Genomic DNA, 18,270 nt, shown 5'->3' with positions numbered 1-18,270 from the left:
CGGTGCGTGCCATCCGGCGGCAAACCGGGCATCCCGTCGCAAGCCCTGCTTTCAGGGGCATGCAAGAATTCCGGATTAACCCGCACGCCCTGCCGCCGCCGTGAGCCTCGTCTTTCCGCACACCTTCGTCCCCTGGTTCCGGGCAGTCGCGCCCTACATCCACGCCTACCACGGCAAGACCTTCGTCATCGGCCTGGCCGGCGAGGCCATTGCCGCGGGCAAGCTCAACCAGTTCGCGCAGGACCTGGCCATCCTGCATGCCATGGGCATCAAGCTGGTGCTGGTGCACGGCTTCAGGCCGCAGGTCAACGAACAGCTCGCGGCCAAGGGCCACACCTCGCGCTACAGCCACGGCCTGCGCATCACCGACGAGGTGGCGCTGGACTGCGCGCAGGAGGCCGCGGGGCAGTTGCGCTTCGAGATCGAGGCCGCCTTCTCGCAGGGCCTGCCCAACACGCCCATGGCCAACGCCACGGTGCGGGTGGTGTCGGGCAACTTCCTGACCGCGCGGCCCGTGGGCATCGTCGATGGCGTGGACTTCATGCACAGCGGCGTGGTGCGCAAGGTGGACGCCGCCGCCATCCGCCGCGCCATCGACTCCGAGACCCTGGTGCTGCTGAGCCCCTTCGGCTTCTCGCCCACCGGCGAGGCCTTCAACCTGGCGATGGAAGAGGTGGCCACCGCCACCGCCGTCGCGCTGCAGGCCGACAAGCTGCTGTTCCTCACCGAAATGCCCGGCATCCGCGAGAACCTGCAGGACCCGGAGAGCCCCATCGACACCGAGCTGTCGGTGGCCGAGGCCGAGCGGCTGCTGGCCTCGCTGCCGCGCCCGACGCTGCCCACCGACACCGCGTTCTACCTGCAGCACTGCGTGCGCGCGTGCCGCGGCGGCGTGGAGCGCTCGCACATCCTGCCCTTCTCGGTGGACGGCGCGCTGCTGATGGAGGTCTTCACTCACGACGGCATCGGCACCATGGTGGTGGACGAGAAGCTGGAGAGCCTGCGCGAGGCCACCAGCGACGACGTGGGCGGCATCCTGCAGCTCATCGAGCCCTTCGAGCGCGACGGCACGCTGGTGCGGCGCGAGCGCACGGAGATCGAGCGCGACATCGCCAACTACACCGTCATCGAGCATGACGGCGTGATCTTCGGCTGCGCGGCGCTGTATCCGTACCCCGAGGCGCGCACGGCCGAGATGGCCGCGCTGACCATCTCGCCGCAGGTGCAGAGCCAGGGCGACGGCGAGCGCATCCTCAAGCGCGTGGAGCAGCGCGCCAAGGCGCTGGGGCTGGAGAGCATCTTCGTGCTCACCACGCGCACCAAGCACTGGTTCGTCAAGCGCGGCTTCCAGCAGGTCGATCCGGACTGGCTGCCCGAGGCGCGCAAGCGCAAGTACAACTGGGACCGGCGCTCGCTGGTGCTGGTCAAGAAGCTCAACTGAGCCCCACATTCCCGAAGGAGAAAACCCATGGCACGCATGGTTCAGTGCATCTATCTGAAAAAGGAGGCCGAGGGCCTCGACTTCGCGCCCTACCCCGGCGAGCTGGGCAAGCGCATCTACGACAACGTCAGCAAGGAAGCCTTCGAGCTTTGGAAGCGGCACCAGACCATGCTGGTCAACGAGAACCGCCTGAACCTGGCCGACGCCCGCGCCCGCCAGTACCTGGCGCGCCAGATGGAGCGCTTCTTCTTCGGCGAAGGCGCCGACCAGCCCACGGGCTTCGTGCCGCCCTCGGCCTGAGGCCGGCCCCGCGCGGCGGCCGTCCGGACGGCCGCCGCGCGGATCTCGCGTCTCCCAGGGCTGCCGCCCGGCAGCCCGCGCACCCGCTCCGCAGCCGCAGCGCTGCGTCTGACAGCGCGAGCAGCCCGCCTGGCGCCAGCCGCAGCGTTGCGGCGCTTGGCGCTCTCGCTCCAGCTTAACGCGAATCATTCTCGTTGACGGCTATACTGGCCTGATCATCCGAGGAGTGATCGCATGCTCAAGAAATTCCGCCCCATTCTGGCTGCGCTGAGCGCCGTGACCGTTCTGGCCTTTCCGGCGCAGGCACAGGAAAAGGTGCTCAACCTTTACTCGGCGCGCCATTACCAGACCGACGAGGCTCTTTACAACAACTTCACCAAGGCCACCGGCATTCGTATCAACCGGGTGGATGCCGACGATGCCGGCATTCTGGCGCGGCTCAAGAGCGAGGGTTCCTCCAGCCCGGCCGACGTGATTCTGCTGGTGGATGCGGCACGGTTGTGGCGTGCCGAGGTGGATGGTTTGTTCCTGCCCGTCAAGAGCGAGGTGCTGGAAAAGCGCATTCCCGCCAACCTGCGCGGCAAGGATGAAGGCCAAGGTTCCCAGTGGTTCGGTTTTTCGACCCGTGCCCGCGTCGTCGTCTACAACAAGCTGAATGTCAAGCGCGACGACGTCGATACTTATGAGGAACTGGCCGATCCGAAGAACAAGGGCAAGTTCTGCATGCGTTCAGCCTCGCATCCCTACAACCTCTCGCTTTTCGGCTCGGTGGTTGAACATCTGGGCGATCAGCGCGCCGAGCAATGGCTCAAGGGACTCAATGACAATATGGCGCGCCCGCCCAAGGGTGGCGATACCGACCAGATCAAGGCCGTGGCCAGTGGCGAATGCCAGATTGCGCTGACCAACAGCTACTACCTGGCCCGGATGATGCGCTCCGAGAAACCCGAAGACCGCACGGTGATGGAGCGCGTGGGCGTGGTGTTCCCGAACCAGCAGAGCTGGGGCACGCACCTCAACATCGCTGGCGGCGCGGTGGCGCGCCATGCCAAGCACACCGAGGAAGCGCGCCGCTTCCTGGAATACCTGTCCAGTGACGAGGCGCAAGGCTATTTCGCCAACGGCAACAACGAATGGCCCGTGGTGCCGGGGCTGAAACTGGGCAATCCGGCACTGTCGGCTTTTGGCAACTTCAAGAGCGAAACCATTCCGGTGTCGGTGGTCGGCATGAACCAGGTGCGCGTCCAGCAGATGCTCGACCGCGTGGGTCTGCGCTGAACCGATTTTTGCCTTTGAATATCCCGGCCGCCGGGCCGGCCGGGATGCGGTGATATATTCGCGACTCAGCATCATAATGAGGAGCTTGAATTGACCACCCTGCAGGAACTGCTGAACCAACGCGCCGAGCTGGAGCGTCAAATCGCGGAAACCCAGCGCCAGGAACGCGTCGAGGCCATTGCCACGATTCGCCAGCTGATGAGCGACCATGGTTTGACGGTGGAAGACCTGAGTTCCGTGCGCGGTGGCGCGCGCGCCGCCTCCAATGGCGAAGGCAAGCGCGGCAAGGTGCCGGCAAAATACCGCAATTCGGCCACGGGTGAAAGCTGGACCGGCCGCGGCCTGCAGCCCAAGTGGCTCAAGGCGGCCCTGGCCGAAGGCAAGCAGCTGTCGGATTTCCTGATCGCCGCCGCCTGAACATTTTTCAGGCGTATTGCCGCATTCAAAAAGCCGCCTTGGGGCGGCTTTTTTCGTGAAATTAACCCCACAAATATTCGATATACCGGCCCTCACCCGCCGTGTGCTCAAAGGCTCGCCACGGGCCGGCCACGTCGTGCCTGGTGCTTTCGTGCCGGGCGGCGACGCGGGGCGGGGCTTGGCTAGACTCGCCGCATGATCCCACCCGGCTTCGTTCAGGAATTGCTGTCGCGCGTGGACCTCGTGGAGCTCATCGGGCGCCAGGTCCAGCTCAAGAAGACGGGAGCCAACTACGTCGGCCTGTGCCCTTTCCATGGCGAGAAGAGCCCAAGCTTCACCGTCAGCCCGAGCAAGCAGTTCTATCACTGCTTCGGCTGCGGGGCCAACGGCGACGCCATCCGCTTCCTCACCGAGCAGCATGGCCTGGGCTTCGTCGAGGCCGTCAAGGAGCTGGCGCAGCAGGTCGGCCTGACCGTGCCCGAGGACGAAGCCGACCCGCGCCGCAAGGAGCTCGCCGCCCAGCAGCGCGAGCGCGAGGCCACGCTGGCGGACGTGCTGGCGCGCGCCGCGGCCCACTACCGCAAGCAGCTCAAGGCCAGCCCGCGCGCCATCGACTACCTCAAGGGCCGAGGCCTCTCGGGCGAGATCGCCGCGCGCTTCGCGCTGGGCTACGCGCCCGATGGCTGGCGCGGCCTGGCCAGCGTCTACCCGCGCTACGACGACCCGCTGCTGGTGGAGGCCGGGCTGGTGATCGTGCAGGGCGAGGACGGGCCGGAACAGAAGCGCTACGACCGCTTCCGCGACCGGATCATGTTCCCCATCCGCAATGTCAAGGGCGAGGTCATCGCCTTCGGTGCGCGGGTGCTGGACAAGGGCGAGCCCAAGTACCTGAACTCGCCGGAGACGCCACTGTTCGTCAAGGGCCGCGAGCTCTACGGGCTGTTCGAGGCGCGTAGCGCGTTGCGCGACAGCGGCTACGTGCTGGTCACCGAGGGCTACATGGACGTGGTGGCGCTGGCACAGCTGGGCCTGCCGCATGCGGTGGCCACGCTGGGCACGGCCTGCACGGCCGAGCATGTAGCGAAGCTTTTGCGCTTCACGGACCAGGTGGTGTTCGCCTTCGACGGCGACGCCGCCGGGCGCCGCGCCGCGGCGCGCGCGCTGGAGGCGGCGCTGCCGCACGCGACCGACACGCGGGCGTTCCGCTTCCTGTTCCTGCCGCCGGAGCATGACCCCGACTCCTTCGTGCGCGAGCACGGGCGCGAGGCCTTCGAACAGGCCGTGGCGCAGGCGGTGCCGCTGTCGCAGCAACTGCTGGAGCTGGCGGCGCAGGACTGCGATCTCGCCAGCGTCGAGGGCCGTGCGCGCATGCTGGCGCAAGCCAAGCCGCTGTGGAACGCGCTGCCCGAAGGGGCGCTGCGGCTGCAGCTGCTGGCCGAGCTGGCGCGCCGCGGCGCGCTGCCGCTGGAGGAGCTGACGGCGCTGTGGCAGGCGCATCCGGCTGGGCGCGGTGCGCCGCGCGCTCCTGCCCCGGCGCCCGCCGAACCCGGCGTGGACCGGCCCGCTCCTGGCTTCAACCGGCCGCGCGGCGCCGCGCGCCGCAGCGGCGGCCGTGTCGCCCCCAGGCAGCGTGAGGACCGCGTGCTGCAGATGCTGCTGGCGCATGCCGAGTGGTGGGACCAGCTCTCGCCGCAGGCGCATGACCTGCTGCATGGCCTGCCCGCCCCGCATGGCGCACTGGTGGCCTGGCTGGAGCGCGAGCTGCACGAGCATGGCCCGCGTCCCTGGGCCGCGCTGCGCGTGGCGCTGGAGCAGGAGCCGCTGGCCGAGGAGGCCCGCGCGGCCCTGCCCGGCGACGAGCCCGGCGAGGAAACGCTGGCGGACCTGGAGCGCGCGGTGGAGGCGCTGCATCTCAAGGAGGTCCAAGCCGAGCTCGAAGCGCTGGCCATGGATCTGCCCGTCGATCCGGCGCAGCGCGAGCAGCACATGGCGCGCATCCGCGAGCTCACGGCCCTGAGCCAGGAACTGCGCAAGCGCGTAATGGCTTCCAGCTGACACTTTTTTGGGCTTGACAAAGCCTTGACTTTTGACCTTCGCCCCCACATGGGGGATAATTGAAGGTTCGTTATCAGCGGCAAGAGTGACAGCAGCGTCATTGGATACCGGATCCGGCCACCCGCGACACGGGTCAGAACCAGAAGGCCATATTTCCGCCCAGGGCTGCGCTATTCCCGAAGTCCACGCGAGCTTGCCCGTCCGAGCCTTTTGCGACCGCGATGCCGGCCGTGCCGGCGCGTCCTTGTGGCGCGCGCACGCCGCGTGCTCGCCATTCCAAAGCCGGACGTTTGACGCTTTCACCATCCGAGGAATTGCATGACCGCCAAGAAGACCGCGCCTGTCCAAGACGATCTGGAAGAGGACAAGAAGCCCGCCGCCAAGGCCAAGCCCGCCGCCAAGAAGGCCAAGCCCGCGGCCAAGGCCGCCGCTGCCGAGGACAAGGGCAAGCGCGGTCGCAAGCCCAAGGCCGCGGAAAAGGAAGAGGCTGAAGAAGACTTCAGCGACATCGAAGCCGACCTGGAAGGCGACGTTGAGGCCGAAGGCGCCGACACCGTCGAGGCCGCCGAGGCCACGGTTGACGACACCGTCGCCGACAAGCCCAAGGCCAAGCCGCTGCGCATGAAGGTCAGCCGCGCCAAGGAGCGCGCGCTGATGCGCGAGTTCGGCCTGGACGAGACCGCGCTGACCGAAGAGGAAGTCGCCAAGCGCCGCCAGGAGCTCAAGACGCTCATCAAGATGGGCAAGACGCGGGGCTTCCTGACGCACCAGGAGATCAACGACCACCTGCCCGAGAAGCTGGTGGAAGCCGAGATCTTGGAAGCCATCGTCTCGATGCTCAACGACATGGGCATCGCCGTGTACGAGCAGGCGCCCGATGCCGCCACGCTGCTGATCGCCGGCGGCGCCACCACCACCGCCACCGAGGAAGAGGCCGAGGAGGCCGCCGAGGCGGCGCTGTCCACGGTGGACTCCGAGTTCGGCCGCACCACCGACCCGGTGCGCATGTACATGCGCGAGATGGGCACGGTGGAGCTGCTCACGCGCGAGGGCGAGATCGAGATCGCCAAGCGCATCGAGAAGGGCCTGCAGGACATGATGCTGGCCATCTCGGAGTCGCCCACAACGATCGCCGAGATCCTGGCCATGGCCGACAAGATCGCCGCCGGCGAGATGGCGATCTCGGAGGTGGTGGACGGCTTCGTGGCCGAGGACGAGGCCGACGACTACGTCGCCGAGGAAGACTTCGACGAGTTCGACGAGGACGACGACGACGACGGCCAGGGCGGCTCCAAGGCGCTGACCAAGAAGCTCGAAGAGCTCAAGCGCCAGGCGCTGGAGAAGTTCAACGCGATCCGCGCCGACTTCGAGCAGCTGCGCAAGGTCTGCGAGAAGGAAGGCGCCAAGGGCTACAAGTCGCCCGCCTACAGCAAGGCGCAGGAAGCCATCAGCAACGAGCTGATGACGATCCGCTTCACCGTCAAGACCATCGAGAAGCTGTGCGACATGCTGCGCTCGCAGGTCGATGACGTGCGCCGCTACGAGCGCGAGCTGCGCCGCATCGTGGTGGACAAGTGCGGCATGCCCCAGGAGCACTTCATCAAGACCTTCCCGCCGCGCGCCCTGGACCTGAAGTGGGCCGAGGACGAGATCGCCGCGGGCAAGAGCTACAGCGCCGTGCTGGGCCGCAACCTGCCCGCCGTGCAGGAGCTGCAGCAGAAGCTCGTTGACGTGCAGAACCGCGCCGTGGTGCCGCTGGAAGACCTCAAGGCGATCAACAAGAAGATGAACGAGGGCGAGAAGAGCTCTCGCGACGCCAAGAAGGAGATGATCGAGGCCAACCTGCGCCTGGTGATCTCCATCGCCAAGAAGTACACCAACCGCGGGCTGCAGTTCCTGGACCTGATCCAGGAGGGCAACATCGGCCTGATGAAGGCGGTGGACAAGTTCGAATACCGCCGCGGCTACAAGTTCTCGACCTACGCCACCTGGTGGATTCGCCAGGCCATCACGCGCTCGATCGCCGACCAGGCGCGCACCATCCGCATCCCGGTGCACATGATCGAGACCATCAACAAGATGAACCGCATCTCGCGCCAGCACCTGCAGGAATTCGGCTTCGAGCCGGACGCGCCGACGCTGGCCGAGAAGATGGAGATCCCCGAGGACAAGATCCGCAAGATCATGAAGATCGCCAAGGAGCCGATCTCCATGGAGACGCCGATCGGCGACGACGACGACTCCCACCTGGGCGACTTCATCGAGGACACCAACAACACCGCGCCCATCGAGGCGGCCATGCAGGCCGGCCTGCGCGACGTGGTCAAGGACATCCTCGACAGCCTCACCCCGCGCGAGGCCAAGGTGCTGCGCATGCGCTTCGGCATCGAGATGCAGTCGGACCACACGCTGGAGGAAGTCGGCAAGCAGTTCGACGTCACCCGCGAGCGCATCCGCCAGATCGAGGCCAAGGCCATCCGCAAGCTCAAGCACCCGACGCGCTCGGACAAGCTGCGCACCTACCTGGACAACCTGTAAGACAGGAAAAGCGGGCCACCTTTGGTGGCCCTTCAAGGTGGCGCGGGCCGCCGCTGCGGCGGCCCGGTGAAAACCGCAGCGGATTCGCCCCTGGCAGTCCCGCGCACGACAAGACGGCCCCGGTCCTCCCGGGGCCGTCGTCTTTGTCAGCGGCTGGACACGGGGGCACGGCTAAACTGCCACAGCCCATGGCTCGCATCCTCGAACGCACCGTCCTGTTTGCCGATCTGCGCGGTTCCACCGGGCTGTTCGAGCGCCTGGGCAATGCCGCGGCCAGCACGCTCGTCACCGGCGCGGTGACGCAGCTGGGCGAATGCGTGGAGCGCGGCGGCGGCCATGTGGTCAAGACGCTGGGCGACGGGCTCATGGCCGTGTTCGAGAACGCCACCAGCGCCGTCGCCGCCGCCGACGCCATGCACCAGGCGCTGCAGCGTCTGTCGCGCGGCAGCAACGTGCCGGCCGCCAGCGCGCTCAAGCTGCAGGTGGCCATGGCGCGCGGCGAGGTGGTGGAGATCGAGAGCGACTGCTTCGGCGACGCCGTCAACGTCGCGGCCCGGCTGCTGGACCACGCCGGCGACAACGAGACGCTGGTGACGGTGGACGTGCTCGCCGGGCTGCAGCCGGCGCAGCAGATGCGCTTCCGGGCCCTGGACCGCCTGCAGCTGCGCGGGCGCGCCGAGCCGGTGCAGGTGCACCTGCTGCAGGGTCGCCAGGCCATGGCCGACGGCGCGGCCACCCAGTTCGGCGACGCGCTGCCCATGCCGGGCCAGCCCGAGGCGCTGCGCCTGGTGTGGGGCGGGCAGGAGCGCATCTTCGCCACCGCCCAGCTGCCGCTGGTGCTGGGGCGCAGCCCGCAGGCCGCCTGCTGCATCGACGACTCCCGCGTCTCGCGCTCGCACGCGCGCATCGACTGGCATGGCGGCGCCTTCCAGTTCACCGACCTCAGCTTCAACGGCAGCTACATCCGCTTCACGCATGACCGCGCCGTGCTGAGCCTGCGCCGCGGCAGCTGCACGCTGCACGGCAGCGGCGAGATCGGCCTGGGCGTGCCCCCGGGCGATACCCGCACCCCGGTAGTGCGCTTCGAGGTGCTGCGCCTGGCCGAAGACACCCTGCCCGCCCCTGGCACCGGCATCACGCGCTGACGCGCCGTGCCCCGGGGCCGGCCGCGGGCCCCTGAAGCCTTCCACCTGCTTCGGGGACAATTTGCGGATGACCCCTACCTCCTTCCGCCACGGCACGCCGGAGCGCACCGCGGTGCTGCTGGTCAACCTGGGCACGCCCGACGAGCCCACGCCCGCGGCGCTGCGCCGCTACCTGGCCGAATTCCTGGGCGATCCGCGCGTGGTGGAGATCCCGCGCGCGGCCTGGCTGCCGATCCTGCACGGCGTGATCCTGCGCACGCGCCCGGCCAAGTCCGCCGCCAAGTACGCCAGCATCTGGACGCCCGAGGGCTCGCCGCTGGCGGTGTGGACGCAGCGCCAGGCCGCGGGGCTGCAGCAGCGCCTGGGCGCCGGCGTGCTGGTGCGCCACGCCATGCGCTACGGCAATCCGGCCATCCCGCAAGTGCTGGACGAGCTCACGGCCGCAGGCGCCACGCGCGTGCTGGTGCTGCCGCTGTATCCGCAGTACGCCGCCTCCACCACCGCCACCGCCAACGACGCCGTGGGCGCCTGGCTGGCCCGGCAGCGCCGCCAGCCCGAAGTGCGCTTCGTCAACCACTACCCGGACGACGCCGGCTACATCGCCGCGCTGGCCGCGCAGGTGCGCTCGCACTGGCAGCAGCATGGGCGCGGCCAGAAGCTGGTCATGAGCTTCCACGGCGTGCCCAGGCGCACGCTGGAGCTGGGCGACCCCTACCACTGCGAATGCCACAAGACGGCGCGGCTGCTGGCCGCGCAGCTCGGCCTGGGCAAGGACGAGTGGGTGGTGACCTTTCAGAGCCGCTTCGGCAAGGCCGAGTGGCTGAAGCCCTACACCGAGCCCACGCTCATCCAGCTCGCGCGCGACGGCCTCAAGCGCGTGGACGTGATGTGCCCCGGCTTCCCGGCCGACTGCCTGGAGACGCTGGAGGAAATCAACATGGAGGTGCGCGCCGCCTTCGTGCAGGCCGGCGGGCGCGAGTACCACTACATCCCCTGCCTCAACGACGCGCCGGTCTGGCTGGACGCGCTGGCCGATCTGGCGCAGCGCCATCTGCAGGGCTGGCCGCTGGCGGAAACGCCCGCGGCCGAGCGGGCGCTGCAGCGCGAGCGTGCGCTGGCCATGGGCGCCGCGGCCTGAGTCGGGGACGGGGCCGGCATTGTCCTGAAAACCCGAACAATGCCTTCAATGTTTGCGCTATTTATCCAGCCGTGCTGACCAATCCACCCCGGCAGGAAGCAATGCCGGCCTGAGGACTCAAAAAAACGGCCGCCCCGGCGCGGGCCGGGGCGGCCGCCGAAAGCCTGCGCTGCAGCCCGACCCTGGCGACGGGCTGCGGGAGCGCGCAAGCGAAGCGTTGCGGGCGCCGGGTCAGAAGCGGTGCTGGATGCCCACCGTCACGCCGGTCTGGGTGTCGGAGAAGCCGGTGATGCCCACGCCCGGGCTGGCCTGGGTACCGGCGTTGTCGCGCAGCAGGCCGACGCTCTGGTTGTCCTTGGCGCGGGCATGGCCCGTGGCCGCGTACAGGTCGGTGCGCTTGGACAGCGCGTACTTGGCGCGCAGCACGTACAGCGTGCGGTCGGCCTCGCTGGCGGTCACGCCGGTCTTGACGTTCACGTGGTAGACCGCGCCGGTCAGGCTCCAGGCCGGGGTGATCTGGTAGGTGGCGCCGCCCCACCAGACATCGGCGCGCGGGTCGCGCGTGGCCGGGTTGGCGAAGTCCTTGCGGTAGTTGCGGTAGGCCGCCTTGAAGGTCAGCGCCTTGGACAGCTCGTAGGCGGCGCCCACGTGGTACACGGTGGTCTCGTCACGGGGCGAGGCGGTCTGGCCGCCATTGAGGCGCTCGGCGGTGACGGCCGCGCTGAACGGGCCGGCGGCGTAGGCTGCGGCCAGCGCATAGAAGGCGCCGGCGGCCGTGCTGCCCGTCGTTTCGCCGAAGCCGTAGGAGGCGCCCAGCGTGACGGGGCCGAAGCTGCCCTGGTACTTGAGCAGGTTGCTGTTGCGCGAGCGCAGGCCGTACTGCGCGGGGGACGAGGCGTCGGTGTTGGTCGCCCACGAGTAGTTGGCCGAGTAGCCCATCGGGTCGAAGGGCAGCATGAAGTCGTACACGGTGGTGAACGAGCGGCCGGCCACGATGCGGCCGAAGCTGCCCTGCAGGCCCACGGTGGCCTGGCGGCCGAACAACGTGCCGTCCTCCATCGCGCCGGTGTCGGCCAGCAGCCCGCCTTCGAGCTGGAACACAGCCTTGAGGCCGTTGCCCAGGTCCTCGCTGCCCTGCAGGCCCCAGCGCGAGGTGTTCATGGCGCCGGAGGTGGCCCGGGTGATCGAGTCGCCGTTGGCGTTGGCGTGGTTGGTGTGCTCCACGGCCATGTCCACGCGGCCATAGAGCGTGACGTTGGACTGGGCGTGCACGGCCGCGGCCGCGGGCAGCGCGGCCAGCAGGAAGGCGAGTTTTTTCATCGGAGTTCTCCTCGGGGTGGTGGAACAGCGGGACGGGACACCGCCCTCTTGCGGGGCGGTCTGGAACCCCATGGCGATGTCGGGCGCCATGGGCTGGAAGCCGGCATGCCCCCGCCGGAAGGCGGCATGTCGCGGCGACAGCGAAGCTAAAAGCCGCAGGCCCGGCCTGACGGTAGCCGGCCCGCCGGCGTGCGGTGCATGCCGGCGGGCCGTTGTTGCAGGCACGCGTCAGGCGTGCGGGATCGGTGCCGGCGACTGCGGCCCGCTCTTCATGCGGCGGCGCCAGGCCAGGAAGCGCGGCAGCACCAGCACCAGCACCACCACCGCCATCAGCGTGGCCGACATCGGGCGCTCGATGAGCACGCTCCAGCGCCCTTCGCCGATAGACAGCGCGTTGCGCAGCTGCGCCTCGGCCAGCGGGCCCAGGATCATGCCCACCACCACCGGCGCGGTGGGGAAATCGAAGCGCCGCATCACCACGCCCAGCACGCCGATGGCGTAGAGCAGCACCAGGTCGAAGGCGGACTGGCGCATGCCGTACACGCCCACGGTGGCGAAGATCAGGATGCCGGCGTAGAGCTGGGGCTTGGGCACCTTGAGCAGCTTCACCCAGAAGCCCACCAGCGGCAGGTTCAGGATCAGCAGCATGACGTTGCCGATGTAGAGCGAGGCGATCAGCGCCCACACCAGCGCGGCGTTGTTGTCGAAGAGCTGCGGCCCGGGCTGGATGCCGTAGTTCTGGAACGCGCCCAGCAGGATCGCGGCGGTGTTGGAGGTCGGGATGCCCAGCGTCAGCAGCGGAATGAGCGTGGCCGTGATGGCCGCGTTGTTGGCCGCCTCGGGGCCGGCCACGCCCTCGATGGCGCCGCTGGTGCCGAACTCCTCCTTGTGCTTGGAGAGCTTCTTCTCGGTGGCGTAGCTCAGGAAGGTCGGGATCTCGCTGCCGCCGGCCGGGATGGTGCCGAAGGGGAAGCCGATGAAGGTGGCGCGCAGCCACGCCGGCCAGGAGCGGCGCCACTCGTCACGCGTCATGTGCACGCGGCTGAGCTTGTTCTGCGTCTCCTGGGTGCGCCCCTCGTAGAGCACGGCGTACAGGCACTCGGCCACGGCGAACAGGCCCACGGCGATGAGCACCACCTCCAGCCCGTCCATCAGCTCGGGCATGCCGGCGGTGTAGCGGGCCTGGCCGGTGATCTGGTCCATGCCCACCAGGCCCATGGCCAGGCCGATGAACAAGGCGGTGAGGCCGCGCAGCGCGCTCTTGCCCAGCACCGCGGTCACGGTGCAGAAGGCCAGCAGCATCAGCATGAAGTACTCGGGCGGGCCCAGCAGCACGGCGTACTCGGCCACCAGCGGCGCGAACAGCGTCACCAGCACGGTGGCGACGGTGCCGGCCACGAAGGAGCCGATGGCCGCCGTGGCCAGCGCCGCGCCGGCGCGGCCGCTGCGCGCCATCTTGTTGCCCTCCATGGCCGTGACCATGGAGCCGGCCTCGCCGGGCGTGTTCAGCAGGATCGACGTGGTCGAGCCGCCGTACATGGCGCCGTAGTAGATGCCGGCGAAGAAGATCATCGACGCCGTCGGGTCCACCTTGAGCGTGATGGGCAGCAGCATCGCCACGGCGGTGGCCGGGCCGATGCCCGGCAGCACGCCCACGGCCGTGCCGATGGTGCAGCCCACCAGGGCCCACAGCAGGTTCACCGGCGTACCGGCGGTGGCGAAGCCCTGCAGCAGAGCGTTCCAGAGTTCCATTTACAGCCACCCCGTGGTGGTGAGGCCCGGCAGGTTGATGGCCAGGCCCTTGGTGAACATCCAGTACACCGGCGCGGCGATGGCCAGGCCGACGAGCAGGTCCTTGACGAAGGAGGCCGGCGAGCGGTCGCGCCGCCCCTCGGCGGACTTGAAGCCGCGCACGGCCAGCATGAAGCACAGCGCGCAGCTCAGCACGAAGCCCAGGCGCTCGATCAGCGCCGCGTTGGCCAGCAGCCCGGCCGAGACCCAGACGAAGCCGGACCAGAAGGCGCTTTCCTCGGCCGCGGGCTCCTCCAGCTGGCGAAAGCCGCCGCTGGCGGCCTCCCACAGCAGGAAGGCGCCACAGGCCAGCAGCGCCACCGACACCAGCCAGGGCAGGAAGTTGGGGCCGACGCCGGCATAGCCGGCCTCCGACGGGATGGCCGAGGCACCCCAGGCCAGCAGCGCGCCGCCGGCCAGCGTCGCCAGGCCCACCAGGCTCTGTGCGGAACGCGCGCTCATCACACCATCCCGGACTTGACCATGATTGCGCGCAGGTTCGCGAACTCGTCGTCCACGAACTTGCCGAAGGCATCACCCGTGAGCAGCGCCGGCGTCCAGTTGTTCTGCGCCACGGACTGCTTCCAGCTGTTGGTCTGGGTGGCCTTGGTGATCATGTCGATGAGCGCCTTGCGCTGCTCGGCCGTGATGCCCGGAGCGCCGTAGACGCCGCGCCAGTTGCTGATCACGACGTTGTAGCCCTGCTCCTTGAGCGTGGGCGCGTCCACGTCCTTGAGGCGCTGCTCGGCGGTCACGCCGATGGGCTTCATCTTGCCGGTCTTGATGTACTCGCCGAACTCGGTGAAGGCACTGGCGCCGACCGTGACGTTGCCGCCCAGGATGGCCGCCACCGCCTCGCCGCCCCCACGGAAGGCCACGTAGTTGATCTTGGTGGGATCGACACCGACCTCGCGGGCGAGCATGGCCACGGCAATGTGCTCGGTGGAGCCGCGCGAGCCGCCGCCCCATTTCACGCTGCCGGGGTCCTTCTTCATCTGCTCGACCACGTCCTTCATGGTCTTGAAGGGAGAATTGGCGGGCAGCACGAAGACCTGCGACTCGCTCAGCAGCCGCGCCAGCGGCGTGGCCTGCGTCACGTTGACCGGGGGCTTGCCGGTGATGATGCCGCCCAGCATGACGGCGCCCATCACCATCAGCGCATCCGGATTGCCCTTGTTGCTGTTGACGAACTGCGCCAGGCCGATGGCGCCGGCGGCGCCGCCCTTGTTGTCATAGTTCACCGAGGAGGCCGCGCCGGCTTCCATCAGGGCCTTGCCCAGGGCGCGGCCGGTGGTGTCCCAGCCGCCGCCGGGGTTGGCGGGAATCATCATCTTGAGGTTGGCGGCGGCGCGGGCCGACAGGGGCAGCGCGCCAGCGGCAGCCAGCGCGAGCAGCGAACGCAGGAAGGTGTCTCGACGCATGCTTGTCTCTCCTGTTGTCTTTGCAAGCGAGGCGATTCTTGGCACGGGCGCTGTCAGTCGGCTGTCAATGACATCAGGGGAAGTACGGAGAACAAAGCACATGAAGGTGCTGCTGGTGGAAGACGACGCGGCCATGCAGGCCGCACTGCAGCGGGCGCTGGAGCGGCGCGGCATCCAGGTCAGCGTCTGCGGCGACGGCGCGCGCGCGCTGGAGCGCTGGCGCGCCGCGGTGCCCGACGCGGTGGTGCTGGACCTGAGCCTGCCGGGCGTGGACGGGCTGGAGGTGCTGGCGCAGGCCCGCGCCGAGGGGCAGGAGGCGCCGGTGATCATCCTCACCGCGCGCGGCACGGTGGGCGACCGCATCCTGGGCCTCAACACCGGCGCGGACGATTACCTGCCTAAACCTTTCGACCTGGACGAGCTGGAGGCGCGGCTGCGCGCGCTGGTGCGTCGTCGCGGTGGCGCCGGCGGCGAGCCGGCGAGCTGGTGCGGGCTGCGCGTGGACGCGGCCAGCGGCGCCGTCTACCACCTGGACCGGCCGCTGGAGCTGGCCCCGCGCGAGGCCGCGCTGCTGCGCGCGCTGCTGGCCAAGCCCGGGCACGCCGTGGCCAAGGAGCGGCTGTTCGAGCTGGTCTTTGCCGGCGACGCCACGGTGCAGCCCGAGGCCATCGAGGTGGTGGCCTACCGGCTGCGCAAGAAGCTGGCGCCCACCGGCGTGCAGCTGGTGACGCTGCGCGGGCTGGGCTACCTGCTGCAGGCACCGGCGTGAGCGAGACGGGACACACCGGCGGTCCCATGGCGCGGCTGTCGCTGCGGGCGCGGCTGCTGCTGGGCCTGCTGGTGCCGGTGCTGGCGCTGGTGAGCTTCAATGCCTGGAGCCTGTACCGGCAGGCGCTGCGCGCGGCCAACCAGGCCTACGACCGCACGCTGCTGGCCACCGCCAAGTCCATCGGCGAGCTGCTTTATCTCAGCAACGAGGGCGGCAAGCTGCGCCTGAACGCCACGGTGCCCTACGCCGCGCTGGAAGCCTTCGAGGCTGACAACCGCAGCCGGCTCTACTACCGGGTCACGGGCTTCGAGGGCGAGGTGCTGTCCGGCTACGCCGACCTGCCGCGCTGGCAGGGCCGCATCCCGGACCGCCCGGCCTACGCGGCGCTGGTGGATTTTTACGACGACCACTACCACGGCGATCCGGTGCGCATGGCGGTGCTGCTGCAGCCGGTGGCCTCGCCGCTGGGCCAGGGCATGGCGACGATCCAGGTGGCCGAGACGCTGGAGCTGCGCCGCGCGCTGGCGCGCGAGCTGCTGCTGGACACGCTGTGGCGCCAGGCGCTGCTGGTGGCGGTGATCGCGCTGGTGGTGGTGTGGGTGGTGCAGCGCGCCACCGCGCCGGTGCGCCGGCTCAGCGAGGACGTGGCCGCGCGCGACGAGGACACGCTCGCGCCCATCCATGCCCCCGACGCGCCGCGCGAGCTGCAGCCGCTGATCCGGGCCACCAACGAGGTCCTGGCGCGCCTGGGTCAGGCGGCGGCGCAGCAGAAGCGCTTCGTGCGCGACGCCTCGCACCAGCTGCGCACCCCGCTGGCGGTGCTGCGGGTGCAGGTGCAGTCCGCCCGGCGCGGCGACCTGCCGCCCGAGCAGGCCCTGCGGGAGATCGGCACCACGGTGGAACGCGCCACGCTGCTCGTGAACCAGATGCTGGCGCTGGCCAAGGTCGAGCAGCTGCGCCAGCAGGGCGACGCGCCGGTGAGCGACTGGGCGCCGATCGTGCAGGGCGTGGCGCTGGAGCTGTCGGCGCTGATCGCGCAGCGCGGCCTGGACTTCGAGCTGGACCTGGGCGACGGCCCCGCCCCGGTGCGCGCGCACGAGTGGGCGCTGCGCGAGCTCACGCGCAACCTGCTGCACAACGCCATCCGCCACACGCGCTCGCTGCTGCTGGTGCGCCTGCAGCACCTGGACGGTCAGGCCGTGCTCACGATCCGCGACGACGGCCCCGGCATCCCGGCCGAGCAGCGCCGGCATCTGTTCCAGGCCTTCGCGGCTTCCACCAGCGCCGGCGGCTCGGGTCTCGGGCTTGCGATTTGCCACGAAATCGTCATGTCGCTGGGTGGCCGCATCGAGCTGCTGGACCGGGGCGCGGCGGAGCGCCTCGAAGGCCTGGACGCCGTGGTGCACCTGGCACTGGCTGACAATCGCGCCCCATGATCGAACTGCCCCTCCAAGAACGCGTACGGCTGGACAAGTGGCTGTGGGCGGCCCGCTTCTTCAAGACGCGCGGCCTGGCGGCCGAGGAAATCGGCAAGAACCGCATCAGCGTCAACGGCCAGGTGGCCAAGGCCTCGCGCGAGCTCAAGGCCGGCGACCGCGTGTCGTGGCGCCAGCAGGGCGTGCTGCGCGAGGTCGAGGTGCGCGCCCTGAGTGAAGTGCGCGGCCCGGCGCCGCTGGCACAGGCCCTGTACGTCGAGACGCCCGAGAGCCTGGAGGCCCGCCGCGTCGCGGCCGAGCAGCGGCGCCAGGGCATCGAACCGGCCCACAGCATCACGCAGGGCCGCCCCACCAAGCGCGACCGCCGCGAGCTCGAACGCGAGCAGCGCGGGCGTGTCGAGTGGGACCGCTGGAGCGCCAAGCTCGACGAGTGATCCCCATGCCGCCGCAGCTTCACTGATCGCGGCGCCCGCGGCGGCCAGCCCGTGCAGGCGGCCGTTTCTTTTTTTCGTTGACCCTCTTGAAGCCCGGGGGATAGCCCCCAGGTGGCGAGGCGATGGAGTTCACCACACCCATGAACCAGACCGACAACACCACGACTCAGGACGCGGCTGCCGTGCCGCCGGCTGCCGACACTCCCGCCACCGCTCCCGAAACCGCGCCGGTCGATGCGGCCAACGGCGCCGCCACCGAGGCCACGCCTTCGCTGGAGCAGCGCCTGAGCGAGCTGGAAGCCCGCCACGCCGAGGTTTCCGAGGCCTACCTGCGCGCCAAGGCCGAGACCGAGAACGTGCGCCGCCGCGCCGAGGAGGAAGTGGCCAAGGCGCGCAAGTTCGCCGTCGAGGGCTTTGCCGAGAGCCTGCTGCCCGTCAAGGACAGTCTGGAAGCCGCCCTGGCCACGCCCAATGCCACCACTGAGCAGGTGCTCGAAGGCGTACAGGTCACGCTGCGCCAGCTGAGCCAGGCGCTGGAGCGCAACAAGGTGGTCGAAGTGGCACCGCCCGCGGGCACGCGCTTCGACCCCCATCAGCACCAGGCCATCAGCATGGTGCCGGCCGACCAGGAAGCCAACACGGTGGTCAACGTGCTGCAAAAGGGCTACCTGATCGCCGAGCGCGTGCTGCGCCCGGCCCTCGTCACGGTGGCCGCCCCCAAGTAAAGACCAGGGCGTACGTGCGGTCTTGAAAGCCGGCCGCGCGACCACACCTCCAGAACAAGCAG

Annotated in this window: 16 protein-coding genes; 12 read left to right on the top strand and 4 right to left on the bottom strand. The window is 69.4% G+C overall.

Annotated elements, in window-relative coordinates:
* Positions 1-100: 100 nt before the first annotated feature.
* From argA to hemH, 8 genes are all read left to right on the top strand, one after another.
* Complete coding sequence (gene argA / locus HHL10_RS05005; protein ID WP_169159225.1) at positions 101-1,441, top strand: amino-acid N-acetyltransferase; 1,341 nt, start codon at positions 101-103, stop codon at positions 1,439-1,441.
* Between the two features lie 27 nt (positions 1,442-1,468).
* Complete coding sequence (locus tag HHL10_RS05000; RefSeq protein WP_028999141.1) at positions 1,469-1,741, top strand: oxidative damage protection protein; 273 nt, start codon at positions 1,469-1,471, stop codon at positions 1,739-1,741.
* Positions 1,742-1,975: 234 nt separating this feature from the next.
* A complete protein-coding gene (locus HHL10_RS04995; protein ID WP_169159224.1) occupies positions 1,976-3,019 on the top strand; it encodes an extracellular solute-binding protein in 1,044 nt (347 codons plus the stop codon).
* Positions 3,020-3,109: 90 nt separating this feature from the next.
* Positions 3,110-3,436 carry an H-NS histone family protein gene (locus HHL10_RS04990; protein ID WP_169159223.1) on the top strand — a complete coding sequence of 109 codons (327 nt, stop codon included), beginning with the start codon at positions 3,110-3,112 and terminating at the stop codon, positions 3,434-3,436.
* Between the two features lie 195 nt (positions 3,437-3,631).
* Complete coding sequence (gene dnaG, locus HHL10_RS04985) at positions 3,632-5,491, top strand: DNA primase (RefSeq protein WP_169159222.1); 1,860 nt, start codon at positions 3,632-3,634, stop codon at positions 5,489-5,491.
* Between the two features lie 318 nt (positions 5,492-5,809).
* A complete protein-coding gene (rpoD, locus tag HHL10_RS04980) occupies positions 5,810-8,029 on the top strand; it encodes an RNA polymerase sigma factor RpoD (protein ID WP_169159221.1) in 2,220 nt (739 codons plus the stop codon).
* Between the two features lie 188 nt (positions 8,030-8,217).
* Positions 8,218-9,174, top strand: a complete 957-nt coding sequence (locus HHL10_RS04975) for an adenylate/guanylate cyclase domain-containing protein (protein WP_169159220.1) — start codon at positions 8,218-8,220, stop codon at positions 9,172-9,174.
* Between the two features lie 67 nt (positions 9,175-9,241).
* A complete protein-coding gene (gene hemH / locus HHL10_RS04970) occupies positions 9,242-10,312 on the top strand; it encodes a ferrochelatase (RefSeq protein ID WP_169159219.1) in 1,071 nt (356 codons plus the stop codon).
* 231 nt (positions 10,313-10,543) lie between these two features.
* On the opposite strand, the gene HHL10_RS04965 is transcribed toward hemH, so the two are convergent.
* The 4 genes from HHL10_RS04965 to HHL10_RS04950 all read right to left on the bottom strand — a co-directional run bounded on the left by HHL10_RS04965 (position 10,544) and on the right by HHL10_RS04950 (position 14,844).
* On the bottom strand, positions 10,544-11,632 hold the full coding sequence (locus HHL10_RS04965; protein WP_169159218.1) for a porin: 1,089 nt from the start codon (positions 11,630-11,632) through the stop codon (positions 10,544-10,546).
* Between the two features lie 228 nt (positions 11,633-11,860).
* Positions 11,861-13,384 (bottom strand): tripartite tricarboxylate transporter permease, encoded by a 1,524-nt coding sequence (locus HHL10_RS04960; protein ID WP_169159217.1) that lies wholly within the window; start codon positions 13,382-13,384, stop codon positions 11,861-11,863.
* Positions 13,385-13,885, bottom strand: a complete 501-nt coding sequence (locus HHL10_RS04955) for a tripartite tricarboxylate transporter TctB family protein (protein ID WP_169159216.1) — start codon at positions 13,883-13,885, stop codon at positions 13,385-13,387. It lies immediately after the preceding gene.
* The gene (locus HHL10_RS04950) at positions 13,885-14,844 is read right to left on the bottom strand and encodes a Bug family tripartite tricarboxylate transporter substrate binding protein (RefSeq protein WP_169159215.1); all 960 of its coding nucleotides are present in this window, start codon (positions 14,842-14,844) and stop codon (positions 13,885-13,887) included. The genes HHL10_RS04955 and HHL10_RS04950 overlap by 1 nt, the downstream gene beginning before the upstream one ends.
* A 100-nt stretch (positions 14,845-14,944) precedes the next feature.
* Here HHL10_RS04950 and HHL10_RS04945 point away from each other — a divergent pair, with 100 nt between their 5' ends.
* The 4 genes from HHL10_RS04945 to grpE all read left to right on the top strand — a co-directional run bounded on the left by HHL10_RS04945 (position 14,945) and on the right by grpE (position 18,208).
* A complete protein-coding gene (locus HHL10_RS04945; RefSeq protein ID WP_169159214.1) occupies positions 14,945-15,613 on the top strand; it encodes a response regulator transcription factor in 669 nt (222 codons plus the stop codon).
* A 26-nt stretch (positions 15,614-15,639) separates the two neighbouring features.
* Positions 15,640-17,049, top strand: a complete 1,410-nt coding sequence (locus HHL10_RS04940) for a sensor histidine kinase (RefSeq protein WP_169159330.1) — start codon at positions 15,640-15,642, stop codon at positions 17,047-17,049.
* On the top strand, positions 17,046-17,483 hold the full coding sequence (locus tag HHL10_RS04935) for an Hsp15 family ribosome-associated heat shock protein (RefSeq protein WP_169159213.1): 438 nt from the start codon (positions 17,046-17,048) through the stop codon (positions 17,481-17,483). The genes HHL10_RS04940 and HHL10_RS04935 overlap by 4 nt, the downstream gene beginning before the upstream one ends.
* A 140-nt stretch (positions 17,484-17,623) precedes the next feature.
* Positions 17,624-18,208, top strand: coding sequence for a nucleotide exchange factor GrpE (gene grpE, locus HHL10_RS04930; protein WP_169159212.1), 585 nt, complete (start codon positions 17,624-17,626; stop codon positions 18,206-18,208).
* Positions 18,209-18,270: the final 62 nt, after the last annotated feature.

It is taken from the genome of Azohydromonas caseinilytica, from assembly GCF_012927045.1.
GTDB classification, from domain to species: domain Bacteria; phylum Pseudomonadota; class Gammaproteobacteria; order Burkholderiales; family Burkholderiaceae_C; genus Azohydromonas; species Azohydromonas caseinilytica.
The sequence above is the reverse complement of the archived record's forward strand: the minus strand, read 5'-3'. Positions and strand labels throughout refer to the sequence as shown.